Source organism: Microbacterium istanbulense, assembly GCF_037204145.1.
Lineage (GTDB): Bacteria > Actinomycetota > Actinomycetes > Actinomycetales > Microbacteriaceae > Microbacterium > Microbacterium istanbulense.
Genome location: NZ_JBBDGN010000007.1, coordinates 15,139 through 30,531, shown reverse-complemented (window position 1 = coordinate 30,531; position 15,393 = coordinate 15,139). Strand labels below are relative to the sequence as shown.

The 15,393-nt window shown below is 69.2% G+C and carries 14 protein-coding genes; 5 read left to right on the top strand and 9 right to left on the bottom strand.

Features of this window, described 5'->3' with window-relative positions:
* Window positions 1-10 precede the first annotated feature (10 nt).
* A complete protein-coding gene (gene cysK, locus WDU93_RS08540) occupies window positions 11-949 on the top strand; it encodes a cysteine synthase A (RefSeq protein WP_337319539.1) in 939 nt (312 codons plus the stop codon).
* Window positions 949-1,518 carry a serine O-acetyltransferase EpsC gene (epsC, locus tag WDU93_RS08535; RefSeq protein ID WP_337319537.1) on the top strand — a complete coding sequence of 190 codons (570 nt, stop codon included), beginning with the start codon at window positions 949-951 and terminating at the stop codon, window positions 1,516-1,518. The genes cysK and epsC overlap by 1 nt, the downstream gene beginning before the upstream one ends.
* Window positions 1,519-1,528: 10 nt before the next feature.
* Here the strand turns inward: epsC and WDU93_RS08530 are convergent, their stop codons facing one another.
* The 6 genes from WDU93_RS08530 to lysA all read right to left on the bottom strand — a co-directional run bounded on the left by WDU93_RS08530 (window position 1,529) and on the right by lysA (window position 8,846).
* On the bottom strand, window positions 1,529-1,939 hold the full coding sequence (locus WDU93_RS08530) for a hypothetical protein (protein WP_337319536.1): 411 nt from the start codon (window positions 1,937-1,939) through the stop codon (window positions 1,529-1,531).
* Between the two features lie 26 nt (window positions 1,940-1,965).
* Complete coding sequence (gene prfA, locus WDU93_RS08525; protein WP_337319534.1) at window positions 1,966-3,045, bottom strand: peptide chain release factor 1; 1,080 nt, start codon at window positions 3,043-3,045, stop codon at window positions 1,966-1,968.
* Between the two features lie 3 nt (window positions 3,046-3,048).
* A complete protein-coding gene (gene rho, locus WDU93_RS08520) occupies window positions 3,049-4,974 on the bottom strand; it encodes a transcription termination factor Rho (protein WP_337319532.1) in 1,926 nt (641 codons plus the stop codon).
* A gap of 163 nt (window positions 4,975-5,137) precedes the next feature.
* A complete protein-coding gene (thrB, locus tag WDU93_RS08515) occupies window positions 5,138-6,100 on the bottom strand; it encodes a homoserine kinase (protein WP_337319839.1) in 963 nt (320 codons plus the stop codon).
* A gap of 29 nt (window positions 6,101-6,129) precedes the next feature.
* On the bottom strand, window positions 6,130-7,434 hold the full coding sequence (locus tag WDU93_RS08510; protein WP_337319530.1) for a homoserine dehydrogenase: 1,305 nt from the start codon (window positions 7,432-7,434) through the stop codon (window positions 6,130-6,132).
* Window positions 7,431-8,846, bottom strand: coding sequence for a diaminopimelate decarboxylase (gene lysA / locus WDU93_RS08505; protein ID WP_337319528.1), 1,416 nt, complete (start codon window positions 8,844-8,846; stop codon window positions 7,431-7,433). Before lysA ends, WDU93_RS08510 begins: the two co-directional genes overlap by 4 nt.
* Window positions 8,847-8,981: 135 nt before the next feature.
* On the opposite strand from lysA, the gene WDU93_RS08500 reads away from it, so the two are divergent.
* Complete coding sequence (locus WDU93_RS08500; protein ID WP_337319527.1) at window positions 8,982-10,043, top strand: YihY/virulence factor BrkB family protein; 1,062 nt, start codon at window positions 8,982-8,984, stop codon at window positions 10,041-10,043.
* 2 nt (window positions 10,044-10,045) lie between these two features.
* Here WDU93_RS08500 and WDU93_RS08495 read toward each other — a convergent pair whose 3' ends face one another.
* The 3 genes from WDU93_RS08495 to WDU93_RS08485 are packed head-to-tail and all read right to left on the bottom strand — an operon-like array spanning window position 10,046 to window position 13,557.
* A complete protein-coding gene (locus WDU93_RS08495) occupies window positions 10,046-10,855 on the bottom strand; it encodes an LmeA family phospholipid-binding protein (RefSeq protein ID WP_337319525.1) in 810 nt (269 codons plus the stop codon).
* Window position 10,856: 1 nt separating this feature from the next.
* The gene (argS, locus tag WDU93_RS08490; protein ID WP_337319523.1) at window positions 10,857-12,524 is read right to left on the bottom strand and encodes an arginine--tRNA ligase; all 1,668 of its coding nucleotides are present in this window, start codon (window positions 12,522-12,524) and stop codon (window positions 10,857-10,859) included.
* A gap of 46 nt (window positions 12,525-12,570) precedes the next feature.
* Window positions 12,571-13,557 carry an N-acetylglucosamine kinase gene (locus WDU93_RS08485; RefSeq protein WP_337319521.1) on the bottom strand — a complete coding sequence of 329 codons (987 nt, stop codon included), beginning with the start codon at window positions 13,555-13,557 and terminating at the stop codon, window positions 12,571-12,573.
* Window positions 13,558-13,658: 101 nt separating this feature from the next.
* On the opposite strand from WDU93_RS08485, the gene WDU93_RS08480 reads away from it, so the two are divergent.
* Together WDU93_RS08480 and WDU93_RS08475 are read left to right on the top strand one after the other, a co-directional pair.
* Complete coding sequence (locus tag WDU93_RS08480; protein WP_337319519.1) at window positions 13,659-14,576, top strand: MurR/RpiR family transcriptional regulator; 918 nt, start codon at window positions 13,659-13,661, stop codon at window positions 14,574-14,576.
* 2 nt (window positions 14,577-14,578) lie between these two features.
* Window positions 14,579-15,331 (top strand): SIS domain-containing protein, encoded by a 753-nt coding sequence (locus tag WDU93_RS08475; RefSeq protein WP_337319517.1) that lies wholly within the window; start codon window positions 14,579-14,581, stop codon window positions 15,329-15,331.
* Window positions 15,332-15,393 lie beyond the last annotated feature (62 nt).

Genomic DNA, 15,393 nt, shown 5'->3' with positions numbered 1-15,393 from the left:
AAGGCCCGCCATGCCCGGCATCCACTCCGACATCACCAGCGCGTTCGGCAACACCCCGCTCGTGCGCCTCAACCGCGTCACCGAGGGGCTCGGCGCGACCGTGCTCGCCAAGCTCGAGTACTACAACCCCGCCTCCAGCGTGAAGGACCGCATCGGCATCGCCATGATCGATGCAGCCGAGGCCTCCGGCCAGCTGCAGCCGGGTGGAACCATCGTCGAGTCCACGAGCGGCAACACCGGCATCGCCCTGGCCATGGTCGGCGCGGCGCGCGGCTACCGGGTGATCCTGACCATGCCGGCATCGATGTCGAAGGAGCGGCGTGTGCTGCTGAAGGCCTTCGGTGCCGAGATCGTGCTCACCGACCCGACCAAGGGCATGAAGGGCGCGATCGAGGAGGTCGAGCGCATTGTCGCCGAGACCCCCGGCGCCGTCTGGGTGCGCCAGTTCGAGAACGAGGCCAACCCGAAGATCCACCGTGAGACCACCGCGCAGGAGATTCTGCGCGACACCGATGGCGGAGTCGACATCTTCGTCGCCGGCGTCGGAACCGGCGGCACCATCACCGGCACCGGTCAGGCGCTGAAGGCCGTCAAGCCCGAGGTGCAGGTCGTCGCCGTCGAGCCGAAGGACTCCCCCGTGCTCACCGAGGGTCGCCCCGGCCCGCACAAGATCCAGGGCATCGGCCCGAACTTCGTTCCCGCCATTCTCGACCGCGACGTGATCGACGAGGTCGTCACGGTCGACTTCGACGACGCGATCCGGGTCGCCCGCGAACTCGCCGCGAAGGAGGGACTGCTCGTTGGTATGTCCTCCGGCGCCGCGGTGTGGGCCGCACTGCAGGTGGCGGCCCGCCCGGAGAACGCCGGCAAGACGATCGTCGTGGTTGTGCCGGACACCGGGGAGCGCTACATCTCCACGGCCCTGTTCGAGGATCTGCGCGAAGGCTGATGGGCGTCGTCGCCCGTCTTCGTGAAGACGTCGCTGCTGCGCGCCGGGGGGATCCCGCGGCGCGCAGCAGTGTCGAGATCGCCCTGCTCTACCCCGGTCTGCACGCCATTTGGGCACACCGGGTGTGGCACGCGCTGTGGAACCGTCGCTTGCGCTTCGTCGCCAGGGCGGGCTCACAGGTGACGCGGTGGCTCACCGGCATCGAGATCCATCCCGGTGCGGTCATCGGGCGGCGCTTCTTCATCGATCACGGCATGGGTGTCGTGATCGGTGAGACCGCCGAGGTCGGTGATGACGTGATGCTGTACCACGGCGTCACCCTGGGCGGCCGCACGCGGGACGGCGGCAAGCGCCACCCCACCCTCGAAGACGGCGTGGCTGTCGGCGCCGGCGCGAAGATCCTCGGCCCGATCACGATCGGGGCACACAGCGCGGTGGGCGCCAATGCGGTCGTCACCAAGGATGCCCCGGCCGACAGCGTGCTCGTCGGGGTTCCGGCGAAGGCGCGACCCCGCCAGGTCGGCGAAGACACCCGGGCCCTGCTGACCGCCCCGGACTACTCGATCTGAGCCGGGCCGGTCACGGCCGGCGTTCGTCCTTGCGGTCGGTCAGCTGTCGCTTGAGGAACAGCATCGGCAGCAGCACGGTGCCCAGTGCCGAGACCAGCCAGACGATGACCGAGCCGAGCAGCCACCCGCTCGCCCCGCGGATGCTCAGACCGCCGATCGGCAGCAGCACGACGATGATCAGCGAGATCAGCGTCGAGAAGATCCCGATGCCGCCCATCAGCACGGGCGCATAGCGGTCTGCCATCTTCGCGACCCACGGGCTGAGCACGCTCTGCAGCACGGCGAAGATCACCACGCACAGCACGAAGCCCCACCACTGCGACCAGTCGATGCGGAAGTCCTCGAGCAGCAGATCGGCGACGATCAGGCCGAGCGCGGCGGAGACGACGAAGATCAGCGTGCGGAAGACGAGTGTGATCACGCGCCGAGCCTACCGCTTCGGGCGACTCAGGTGTCCTGACCCACCGCGGCGAGGCGCTCGGCCTCATCCGCCTCGATGCACGAGGCGATCACGGGCGCGAGAGCACCGTCCATCACCTGGTCGAGGTTGTACGCCTTGTATCCGGTGCGGTGATCCGCGATGCGGTTCTCCGGGAAGTTGTAGGTGCGGATGCGCTCGGAACGGTCCATGCCGCGGATCTGCGAGCGGCGCGCGTCAGATGCCGCAGCGTCCAGTTCTTCCTGCTGTTTGGCCAGCAGGCGGGCACGCAGCACGCGCATGCCGGCCTCGCGATTCTGCAACTGCGACTTCTCGTTCTGCATCGAGACGACGATGCCCGTGGGCAGGTGGGTGATGCGCACGGCCGAGTCGGTCGTGTTCACCGACTGCCCTCCGGGCCCCGACGAGCGGAACACGTCGATCTTCAGATCGTTCTGATTGATCTCGATCTCATCGGGCTCGTCCACTTCGGGAAACACCAGCACGCCGGTGGTCGAGGTGTGGATGCGGCCCTGGGATTCGGTGGCAGGCACACGCTGCACCCGGTGCACTCCGCCCTCGTACTTCAGGTGCGCCCAGACACCCTGCGAGGGGTCGGACGAGGCGCCCTTGATCGCGACCTGGACGTCTTTGTAGCCGCCGAGATCGGATTCGTTGCGCTCAAGCAGCTCGGTCTTCCAGCCCTGGGATGCGGCGTACTGCACGTACATGCGCAGCAGATCTGCGGCGAACAGCGCGGATTCCGCGCCGCCCTCCCCCGCTTTGATCTCCATGATCACGTCGCGGGCGTCGTCGGGGTCGCGCGGGATGAGCAGACGGCGCAGCTTCTCCTGTGCCTCGGCGAGTCCCGCTTCGAGCGCAGGGACCTCGGCCGCGAACGCATCATCCTCACGGGCGAGCTCGCGGGCGGCATCCAGGTCGTCCACGGCGGCGACCCAAGCCTCGTGCGCTGCGACGATACGGCTCAGCTCGGCGTAGCGACGGTTGACCCGCTTTGCCCGCACGGCATCGGCGTGCACCGCCGGGTCGGAGAGTTCCTCCTGTACCCGGCGGTGTTCGTCGATGAGCGCCTGAACCGACTCGAACACGACTCAGCGGATGTTGTTCTCGTGCCCGTGGCTGGAGCCGGTGCCCGAGCCGCCGGCCGACTTCTGCATGCTCTGCATCTGCACGTTCTGCATCTGCAGCAGGAACTCGACGTTCGAGCCGGTCTCCTTGAGCTTGCCGAGCACGACCTCCAGGGCCTGCTGCGGGTCGAGGCCGGCCAAGGCGCGACGCAGCTTCCAGGTGATCTTGACCTCGTCGGGCGAGAGCAGCATCTCCTCGCGACGGGTGCTCGACGCGTTGACGTCGACCGCCGGGAAGATGCGCTTGTCGGCCAGCTGACGCGACAGGCGCAGTTCGCTGTTGCCGGTGCCCTTGAACTCCTCGAAGATGACCTCGTCCATCTTGGATCCGGTCTCCACCAGTGCGGTGGCGAGGATGGTCAGCGAACCGCCGTTCTCAATGTTGCGCGCAGCGCCGAAGAAGCGCTTGGGCGGGTAGAGCGCTGAGGCGTCGACACCACCGGTGAGCACACGGCCAGAGGCGGGAGCCGAGATGTTGTACGCGCGGCCGAGGCGGGTGATCGAGTCGAGCAGCACGACGACGTCGCGGCCCAGCTCGACCAGGCGCTTGGCACGCTCGATGGCGAGCTCGGCGACCGTGGTGTGGTCTTCCGCGGGGCGGTCGAAGGTCGAGGCGATGACCTCGCCCTTGACCGAGCGCTCCATGTCGGTGACCTCTTCGGGGCGCTCGTCGACGAGCACGACCATGAGGTGCACCTCGGGGTTGTTCTGCGCGATCGCGTTCGCGATCTGCTGCAGGACGATGGTCTTGCCAGCCTTGGGCGGCGCGACGATCAGGCCACGCTGGCCCTTGCCGATCGGGGCGACGAGGTCAATGATGCGCTGGGTGAGCTTCTCGGGCGCGGTCTCCAGGCGCAGACGCTCCTGCGGGTACAGCGGGGTGAGCTTGCCGAACTCGACGCGATTGCCGGCATCCTCCGGCGAGAGCCCGTTGATCGAGTCGACCTTCACCAGGGCGTTGTACTTCTGGCGCCCCTGCTGCTCGCCCTCGCGGGGCTGCTTGATGGCACCGACGATCGCGTCGCCCTTGCGCAGGTTGTACTTCTTGACCTGACCGAGCGAGACGTAGACGTCGCTGGTGCCGGCGAGGTAACCGGTGGTGCGGACGAAGGCGTAGTTGTCGAGCACGTCGAGGATGCCGGCGATCGGGATGAGCACGTCATCCTCACCGATCTCGGTCTCGAACTCATCAGCGGTGGCGTTGCCTCCGCGGCGCTTGTTGCGCTGGCGGGTGCGGCCTCCGGACTGCTCGTCGTCCGAGGAGGACTGCTCATTCTGGCCGCCCTGACCCGCGTTCTGACCGCGACCGCGGTTGCGGCTCCGGCTCCGGCTCCGGCTACGGCCGGAGCCCTCGCCATCGGAGTCGCTGTCGGCGGCGCCGTCGTTCTGCTCGCCGCCCTCGCTCTTGGCAGCGGGCTTGTCGTTCTTTGCCGCCGGCTTGTCAGCCGGGGTGGTCGCGTCGTCGCCTGCCGTGGCGGCGCCCTCAGCGGCCTCGGCGTCCTGCGCCTTGGTGCGGCGGCCACGCGTGGGGCGCTTCGGGGCGGCGTCGCCCTCGCCCTCGGCGGCGGGCGCCTCGTCAGCGGCCTGCGCGCGCGGGGCGCGCTTGCGGGCCGGCTTCTCGGCGGGCGCCTCGTCGGATGCGGCGGGTGCTGCCTCTGCGGCGGTGTCTGCTTGCGTCTCGGCGTCGGCCTTCTTGGCACGGCTGCGGCGCGGCGCCTTGGCCTTGGGGGCCTCCTCGCCTGCGGGCGCGGAGGCGGCGGGTGCGGCGGCAGCCTCGGCGGTCGCCGTGGCGCTGCTCGCGCGGCGCGGAGCGCGCTTGCGGGCCGGCGCCTCGACGGGGGCCTCAGCGGCCGGAGTCTGGTCGTTCTGGGTCTCGGAGAAGTTCTCCACGAGTACTCCCTCATATGTCGTGGGACAGAGCAATCCGACACGCACAGCAGAATGCTGCGCGCATCACACGTGCAGACGAGAAAACGTCAGCCAGCCAGGGGTACTGCGATCCTGGGGAGCACGTGCGGATCTCGCAGAATGCGATGGGGCAAGATTCACGAGGTTACGTGGAGCCCTCCGCTCGTGCTCTCACTGTACCACCCCGTACGTCGACGGCGAGCATGTGCCCGACCCACGGGGTGTCGGTGACCCCATCGGCCAGATCGACCGCCGCCTGGCGTCCTCCGGGGCCGTCGGCGAGCACGAGCACGCTGGGGCCGGCGCCCGAGACGACGGCTGCGAACCCGGCCCGGCGCAGCGCCTGTACCAGGCGCAGGGTCTCGGGCATCGCCGCACCACGGTAGTCCTGATGCAGACGGTCGTCGGTGGCATCCAGCAGCAGTTCGGGGCTCTGCATGAGCGCGGCGACCAGCAGAGCCGACCGGGACACGTTGAACACCGCGTCCTCGCGAGGAACCTGGTGGGGCTGCAGCGACCGGGCCAGCGACGTCGACATCGTGAAACCGGGCACCAGCACGAGCGGGGCGACGCCGCGGTGCACGAGCAGCTTCTTGTGCTGCGGGCCGCTCTCGCCCGTCCACGCGATCGTCAGGCCGCCGAACAGCGCCGGGGCCACGTTGTCCGGGTGCCCCTCGAGTTCGGTCGCCAGGCGCAGCAGGGCCGCATCGTCGATCTCAACCTCCCCCGCGAGCAGACCCTTCGCCGCGAGCACACCGGCCGTGACCGCCGCTCCCGACGAACCGAGGCCGCGACCGTGGGGCACACCGTTGCGCGCGCTGATGCGCAGGCCGGGCAGCGCCCGCCCGACGTCGGTGAAGACGTGCGCGATCGAGCGGACGACGAGGTTCGAGGCATCCGTGGGGATCTCCTCGGCGCCGGAGCCCTCGACATCGATCTCAAGACGGTCGTCGGCGAACGACGACACCGTGAGCGTGTCGTAGATGCTCAGCGCAAGGCCCAGCGTGTCGAAACCGGGGCCGAGGTTCGCGCTCGTGGCCGGCACCGTCACCTCGACGGTACGCAGCGCGCCGGGCACGGGGGCCTCGTCGGCCGCCACCACAGCCATGTCGCCGGGAGAGAGGCTGACCGTCACTGTCACTCCCCCTCGACGCGCAGGACCGAGACGACCTTCTCGACCACGTCGCTGGCATCGAGGCGCGCGACCGTGTCGCTGAGGGCGCTGTCCGTGGCGGTGTGGGTGCCGATCATCAGACGCGCAGTCCCCTCCTGATCGGGGTCGACGGTCTGCACGACCGTGGCGACCGAGACACCCCCTTCGCTGAGAATGCCGGCGATCGCGGCGAGCACGCCTGGCTCGTCATCGACCTCGAGAGTGATCTGGTAGCGCGTGGTGACGTGCCCGATCGGGACGATCGGCAGGTTGGCCCTGGTGGATTCGCCCTGGCCCACGCCGCCGGCGATGTGGCGGCGAGCGGCGGAGACGACGTCGCCGAGCACGGCAGAAGCGGTCTGCACGCCGCCGGCACCGGCGCCGTAGAACATCAGCGAACCGGCGGCCTCCGCCTCGACGAACACCGCGTTGTTCGCACCGTGCACCGACGCGAGCGGGTGGCTGCGGGGCACGAGGGCCGGGTACACGCGCACCGAGATCGACTCGGCGGCGTCGTCGATCAGACGCTCGCAGACCGCGAGCAGCTTGATCACGAAGCCGGCGTCGCGCGCCTCTTCGATCATGGCAGCGGTGATCGTGGTGATGCCTTCGCGGTGCACCGCCTCGAGCGGCACCGCCGTGTGGAAGGCGAGGCTCGCGAGGATCGCGGCCTTCTGAGCGGCGTCGTAGCCCTCGACATCGGCCGTGGGGTCGGCCTCGGCGTAACCGAGGCGCTGTGCGTCGGCGAGCACGTCGGCGAAGTCGGCACCCTCGGAGTCCATCCGGTCGAGGATGTAGTTGGTCGTGCCGTTGACGATGCCCATGATGCGCACCACGCGGTCGCCGGCGAGCGAGTCGCGCAGCGGGCGGATGATCGGGATGGCACCGGCGGCGGCGGCCTCGTAGTAGACGGATGCGCCGACCCGGTCGGCCGACTCGAAGACCTCGGGGCCGTGCGTGGCGAGCAGCGCCTTGTTCGCCGTGACGACGTCTGCGCCGGATCCGAGGGCGAGCAGGATGTGGGAGCGGGCGGGCTCGATGCCGCCCATGAGCTCGATGACGATGTCGGCGCCGGTGATGAGGCTCTCGGCGTCGGTGGTGTACAGCTCGCGGGGCAGGTCGACCTCACGCGGAGCATCCACGTCGCGCACGGCGATGCCGGCGAGCTCGAGCGCGGCACCCGCGCGGTCGGCAAGCTCGTCGCCATGCTTGAGCAACAGGGATGCCACCTGGGATCCCACGGCTCCGGCGCCGAGCAGCGCCACGCGAAGTCGTCGGTAATCGGTCATCTTGCTCCTTCAGGGTGGTGGCCGACATCGAGGCCGGTGTCTCGGGCCAACAGGTCACGCAGGGTCTCGCCACGAACGATCACCCGGGAGGTGCCGTCGAGAACGGCGACAACCGGCGGGCGAGGCACATGGTTGTAGTTGCTCGACAGCGGCGCGCAGTAGGCGCCGGTCACCGGTACCGCGAGCAGGTCGCCAGGGGTGACATCGGCGGGCAGATACTCGTAGTCGACGACGATGTCACCGGATTCGCAGTGGCGACCGACGACGCGGGCGAGCACGGGTTCGTCGCTCCCTGCCCGCGAGGCCAGACGTGCCGAGTACTGGGCGCCGTACAGCGCTGGTCGCGCGTTGTCGCTCATGCCGCCGTCGACGCTGACATAGCGGCGCACCGCGTCTTCGAGGACGACGTCCTTCGTCGTGCCGACCTCGTAGAGGGTGACACCGGCGGGGCCGACGATGTACCTACCGGGCTCGAACGCCAGCTCCGGCAGGTCAAGGCCACGAGCGGCGCACCCTTGGGCGACCGCCTGCACGATGCCCTCGGCCAGCTGGTCGATCGGGGTGGGGTCATCCACCCGGGTGTAGGCGATGCCGAATCCGCCGCCGAGGTTGAGCAGGGGCACATGGCCGCCTGCCAGCAGCTCCTCGTGCAGGTCGAGGACGCGCGCGGCTGACTCGCGGAAACCATCGACGCCGAAGATCTGCGATCCGATGTGGCAGTGCAGTCCGAGGAAACGCAGTCCAGGGATCTCACGGATCCGTGCCACGAGCGGTGCGGCATCGCTGAGCGGCACACCGAACTTCTGATCCTCGTGGGCGGTCGCGAGGAAGTCATGGGTCTCGGCGTGCACGCCACTGTTGACCCGCAGCAGCACCTGCTGGACAGCATCGGTGGCTGCGGTGATCGCCGCGAGCCGTTCGATCTCGATCTCGCTGTCGATGATGATGCTGCCGACGCCCACCTCGACGGCACGCTCGAGCTCGGCGACCGACTTGTTGTTGCCATGGAACCCGATCAGCGCCGGATCGGCCCCCGCCGCAAGCGCGACTTCGAGTTCCCCGCCGGTGCAGACGTCGACCCGCAGGCCCTCCTGCAGCACCCAGCGCACGATGGCGCTGTTCATGAACGCCTTGCCCGCGTAGTAGACGCGGGCGGTCGTTCCGGCACGCTCCGCCGCCTGTTGGAAGGCGGATCGAACGGCGGCCGCACGGTGGCGCACCTCGTTCTCGTCGATCACCTGGAGCGGCGTGCCGTACGCGGCCACGAGATCGGCTGCGGGGATGCCGCCGAGCACGAGCGCACCGTCAGCAGCGCGGTGCGCGGCGGCCGGCCACACACCGTCGACCAGGTCGTTGACGTCGTCGGGGAGCACCAGCCACTCGGGCACGGATGCGGAGACAGGGGAATGCACAGAGCACCAATCGTGGGACAGAACCTCGGGCTGTGGTGCACGGCGAGGTTGCCCACGATTCTAAGGCACCGCCGTCGCGCCTCCTGTCCTGGTGACGGCATCGCCGCGGTCGGTGACGGAGGTTACGGTAAGGGCATGGAAGATGCATCCCGACGCACGGCCGACGGCGCACCCGGTCGTCTGGCGACGAAGGCCAAAGCGCTGCTGCAGGTGGCTCTGCGGCGCCGGATCGTGCGCGCGCTGCTACTGTTCCATGACCGCAACGGGTCGATCCTCGCCGACGCGATCACCTACCGCGCCCTGTTCAGCGTTTTCGCGGGAGTGCTGCTCGGGTTCTCGGTCGCGGCGCTGTGGCTCTCGGGCAACGAGACGGCCTGGAACGCGATCATCTCGGCCGTCGACGCCGCCCTCCCCGGGCTGATCGCTCAGGACGGCAAAGACGGCATCATCGATCCGAACTCGATCCATGCCCCCGCCGGCCTGTCGATCGCGGGCATCATCTCGTTGGGCGGTCTCATCTGGTCGGCGCTGGGCGCGATCCGCTCCCTTCGCATCGCGATGCGGACGATGGCCGGAACGCTCGATGACGAGGTCGCCAGCTGGCGGGTCATCCTGCGCAATCTCTCCTTGGCCCTGATGATCGGAGTCGCCTTCCTGGGCTCTGCGGCCCTGACGTTCGCGGGGCGCTCGCTCGTGCGGGGCTTCGCCGGGTTGATCGGGCTGCCGGAGGATTCCCGCGGCGTCTATTGGGCAGTTCGGGTGGTGTCGCTGCTGGTGGTGTTCGCGTTGAACCTCGTGCTCATCGCCGCCGCTTTCCGCGTGCTCTCCGGCGTCCGCGCGCCCGCGCGATCGCTCTGGGGTGGGGCGGCGATCGGCGCGGCCGCGCTGCTCGTGCTGCAGGAACTGTCCGGCCTCTTCGTGCGCGGCGCGACGGCGAACCCGCTGCTCGCGTCGTTCGCGTCGTTGCTGGCGCTGTTGATCTGGCTGAACCTCTCAGCACAGGTGGTGCTGGTGACGAGCGCCATCATCGTCACGGATGCCCAGGAGCGCACCGACGGCGGCGCGGAGCGTTCGGCACGCACCGTCGCCGAACTGCGGCTTCGGCGGGCGCGGCAGGACTCGTACGCGAGTGCGAGGGCGCTGCGCAACGCCCAGCAAGCCGTCGCCGAGGAGCGTCACACGCCCTCAGGCCACTGAGCTCAGGAGCAGGTGCCGTTCTTCAGCAGCTTTTCGTCGGTGGCGATGCGGCCGTCGACGTCGACATCGATCACGGCCTCGTTCCCGTCGATGCGCAGCCCGGTCAGGGTGAGCCCGGCGGGCAGCTGATCGGCGATGCAGATGCGGTGCGGTCCGGAGAGGTCCGCGCTGGTGTCTTCCAACCAGCCGGTCACCTCGCCGAGATCGATCGAGCCGTCACCGACGGACACCGAGACGACGGAGAAGAGCAGATCGCCGTCCTCCACGCCGGGGGTGAGCGTGAGACCGATCGGGATCTGCAGCGTGAGCACCTCGACGTCGGCGGAGAGGACGACATCGGGCTCTTGCAGGGTGACGTCGTCGATCGGCAACTCGGACGCGGAGAGCAGTTCGGTGAGCTGCTCCTGGTCGATGCGGATCGTGCCGGCAGCCGCGTCGAGGTCTCCCCCGCGCACGGGCACACCTGTCGCCGTGGCGTCGACAGAGCCGGTGACGCCGCCGAGCGTGACGCTCGGCGAGCTCAGGTGCAGCTCGTCGAGGCGCCCGGCGATGAGCTGGGGCACGACGATGCCGGCGACCTCGACCTGCAGCTCCTGATCCGCCGGGAGGTCGAGTTGCTCGATGACCGTCGTCCGGACGATCCCTGGCACGACCGCACGCGCGATGAGCTCGGCGACCACAGCCAGTACCGCCAGCACCACGAGCAGCACGAGCACGACCGCGGGCCACTTCCGTCGGCGGCGCGGTCCGGTACCGGTGGCAGCCGGAGGGGCGAGTTCTGGCAACGGTGCGGTCGGCTGCGTGTCGCTCATCTCACATCCGCTCCGGAGCACTCACCCCGAGCAGGGCGAGGCCGTTGCGCAGCACCTGGCCGGTCGCGTCATTGAGCCACAGGCGCGTGCGGTGCACGGTCTGGATGGGATCGTCGCCCTGCGGGATCACGCGGCAGTTGTCGTACCAGCGGTGGTAGAGGCCGGCGAGCTCTTCGAGATAACGGGCGATGCGATGCGGCTCGCGCACCTCGGCCGCGAACGCGACCAGGCGTGGGAACTCCTGCAGCGCGCCGAGCAGCGCCGACTCGGTCTCATGGGTGAGCAGCTCGGGGGCGAACTCCGAGCGATCCACGCCCGAGTCTGCCGCGTTGCGGGCCACATTGTGCGTGCGCGCGTGGGCGTACTGCACGTAGAAGACGGGGTTGTCGTTCGTGCGCTTCTGCAGCAGTTCGGGGTCGAGCGCGAGCGGCGAATCAGCCGGGTAGCGTTCGAGCGAGTAGCGCAGCGCATCGGTGCCGAGCCACTCACGCAGGTCGTCCATCTCGATGATGTTGCCGGCGCGCTTCGACAGACGCGCGCCGCCGACCGAGACGAGCTGGCCGATGAGCACCTCGATGTCCTTGTCGGGATCGTCCCCCGCAGCTCCGGCCAGCGCCTTCAGACGGTGCACGTACCCGTGGTGGTCGGCGCCGAGCAGGTAGATCTTGTGCTCGAACCCGCGGTCGCCCTTGTTCAGGTAGTACGCGGCGTCGGCGGCGAAATACGTGTACTCGCCGTTGGAGCGGCGGATGACGCGGTCCTTGTCGTCGCCGAAGTCGGTGGTGCTGACCCAGACGGCGTCGTCCTCGTCGAAGACGTGGCCCTGCTCGCGCAGGCGGTCGACCGCACGGTCGACCAGGCTCGGTCCGCCGTCCGCACCCGCGGCGTGCAGGATGCGCTCCGAGAACCACACGTCGAAGTCGACGTTGAACTGCGACAACGACTGCTGCTGCTCGGCGAGCTGGTACTCGTAGCCGAGTTCACGTGCGACGAGCTGCTGCTCCGCGTCATCCAGATCCAGGAAGTCGGGACGGGCGGCCTTCACCCGCTCGGCGATGTCGGTGATGTAGGCACCGCTGTAGCCGCCTTCGGGGGCAGGCTCGCCGTGGGCGGCCGCGACGATGGATGCCGCGAAGCGCTCCATCTGGGCACCTGCGTCGTTGATGTAGAATTCACGGGCGACGCGGGCGCCGGAAGCGGTGAGCAGTCGGGCGATCGCGTCGCCGAGGGCCGCCCAGCGGGTGTGCCCGATGTGCAGCGGCCCGGTGGGATTCGCGCTGACAAACTCGATGTTGATCGAGCGCCCGGCCTGCGAGTTGTTCGTGCCGTATTCGGAGCCGGCCTCGACGATGGTCTTCGCCAGCGCACCTGCGGCCGCGGCATCCAAGCGGATGTTGATGAATCCGGGGCCGGCAACCTCGGCGCTGGCGATGCCGTCGACCTCGGCGAGTCCGTCGGCGATCTGCTGGGCGAGCTCGCGCGGGTTCGTGCCGAACTGCTTGGCCAGGCGCATGGCGATGTTCGAAGCCCAGTCGCCGTGATCGCGGTTGCGCGGGCGATCCAGCACGATGTCGGATGCGGTGAGGGTGAACTCCTCGTCGGGTCGTCGCTCGGCCGCGATCGGGGTGAGGACGGCGAGGACGGCGGCGGAGAGGGATTCAGGGCTCATAGGTCACCCAGTCTACGGCTCGTGCCTGCCCCGCTCCGGCGCTGTCTCAGCGGTGTGCGGCGAGCGTGGTCGCGAGGGTCTGCAAGGCCGCGGTCGTCGGAGCCACCCCCGCTGCGCGGAGCGCGAGCAACCCCGCCCCGACGGCGCCATCCGAGACGAGCCGCACGTCGAGTGCAGCTGCGCGATCGCCCAGGCGCGCGTCGAACGCCTCACGCACGGGGCCGGGTCGGGCCAGCACACTGCCTCCCACGACTACCGTCGCCGGAGTCGTGTAGACCGCAGAGAGCGTGTCGGCCAGGTGCTCCCCCGCCGCACGCAGGATGCCGGTGGCGACGGGGTCGTCGTCGTCCGAGAACGCGAGGATCGCGAACGAGGCGAGCTCGATCGGCGCGCGGTCGTACAGTGCGGAGACCACGAGGGCCAGCGTCTGGGAGCGGCCCTCCGTGCGCGTGTCGTCCGGCTGCAGACCCAGCGCCTCGATCAGTGCGGGGGTGAGCGAGGTGGCCGGTCCCGTGCCGTCGAGATCCTCGACGACCGCGCGCGCCACGCGCTGGCCGATCCAGAAGCCGCTGCCGCGGTCACCCAGCAGCCAGCCCAATCCATCGCCCGTGCCATCGATGTCCCCGTCGGCGACGCGAATGACACAGGCACCGGTGCCGGAGACGAGCGCGTAGCCGAAGGGCTCGGCGGAACCGCTGTAGTACGCCGCAAGCAGGTCGGATTCGAAGGTCAGACGTCCACGGAAACCGGCCTGCTCCAGCCGGTCGGTAAGCCAGGTCTCATCGTTCCTGGCGCGCTTGCCCGCCATGGACGCCGTGATCACTGCGACGTCCGGTAATGATTTTCCTGAGCCACGGAGAGATTTTTCGATCGCGTCCATCACACCGTCTGCGGCGCGCTCCGGTCCGGCCGAGGTCGGGTTGCCTCGACCACCGATTCCATAGCCGAGACAGTGGGCTCCACTGTCGACGAGAACCGCGCGAGTCGAGGTGCCACCGGCGTCGAGGCCGATGACGGTGAGGTCGTGATCCATTCGTGATTCGTCCCTGTTGACGTTTGCGCCGGATGAGAATAGTTTTCATCCAAGCGGAAACGCACGAGAACACGTTTCAGGAGGCAATGGTGCCACGGGGCATGGAAGTCGGCAACGGGCCGACGATCGCGAACCGCATCGCGGCTCGCCGGCGGTCGATGCCGGCTGCGATGTCGCGCATCGCCGATGTCGTGCTCGAGCATCCTTCGGCCCCGGTCGAGTTGACGATCACCGAGCTCGCCGAGAGGGCCGGCACCTCCCCCGCGACCGTGACACGTTTCTGCCGCGCGATCGGTTTCGACGGCTACACGCAGTTCCGCGTGGGCGTGGCGAGCGAAGTGGGTCGCGGCGGAGCCGATGAGACGTGGCGCGCCGATATCGGCTCGGAGTTCGCCCCCGATGACACCCCGGACAAGGTGCTGCGCACCCTCGTCTCGCTGCACGTGCGCAGCCTCGAGACCACCGCGGCGTGGGTCGACCTCGAAGATGTCAGCCGCGCCGCGCACGCGATCGCCACCAGCCGGCATGTCGACATCTACGGTGTCGGCGGCAGCGCTGTGATCGCCACCGAGCTGCAGCGGCGCCTGCACCGCATCGGCTTGAGCGCGCACGCGTGGTCCGACACGCACGACGGCATCGCCTCAGCGGTGCTGCAGAACGGGGACTCGGTCGCGATCGGTATCTCCAGCACCGGTCAGACCGAGCAGACCGTAGAGATGCTCGCGCAGGCGGGAGCCGTCGGCGCGTTCACCGTCGCGATCACGCACGCCGCGGACTCGTGGATGGCGGATGTCGCCGACGTCGCGATCGCCACCCCCACGCCGGCGTCCTACCTGCGTCCCGACGACATGTCGGTCAAGCACTCGCAGCTGCTGGTGGTGGACCTGTTCTACCTGCTCGTGGCCCAGCAGATGTTCGATGAGGCGGCCACCCGCCTGGCCGCCACGGCCATGGCGGTCTCAGGCTATCGCCGGGATCGTCAGACCACCGCACCGACCAAGCCCGCCCAGGAGGCCTGAGAATGTCCGCAACCCCCACTGATCTGCTCCGCGAGGCCACCTCACGGCTCGACCGCCTGGCTGCCGAGGCCGAGGCAGGCGCGCTGGACCCGGCGATTGCGCTGATGGTCGGCGCGCTGGATGCGGGCGGCGTGATCCATGCCTTCGGAACGGGGCACTCGGAGGCGTTCTCGATGGAGATCGCGGGCCGCGCGGGCGGGCTCATCCCGACCAACAGGTTCACCCTGCGCGACATCGTGCTCTACGGCGACCGCGGCACCGATGTGCTCAGCGGTGTGCTCGAGCGCGAGCCGTGGGTCGTCGACGAGCTGATGGCCACGGTTCCGGTCGGCGAGGGCGATGTGTTCCTCATCGCCTCGAACTCGGGCGTGAACGGCTCGATCGTCGGCACCGCGCTGTGGGCCAAGGAGCACGGACACCCCGTGATCGCCGTGACCAGCCTGGAGCACACGGCACGTGTGGAGCCCAAGCACCCATCCGGCAAGCGACTGAGCGAGGTCGCCGATGTCGTCATCGACAACCTCGCGCCCTACGGCGACGCGACCCTTGAGGTGGCCGACGGCATCGGTGCCGGCGCCATCTCCTCGATGACCGCCGCGTTCATCGCGCAGCTGCTCACGCTCGGCGTGGCCCGCACGATCGCGGCGCGCGGTGAGACCCCACCGATGTACATCTCCGCCAACATTCCCGGCGGCGATGAGCACAACTCCGTCCTTGAAGACCGCTACCGCGGCCGCATCCGACGGGGAGCGTGACCGGCTCGCCGGCTCGCCCACGAAAACCGAAGAAAAAACCCGATCGCCCACTACGGAAGATC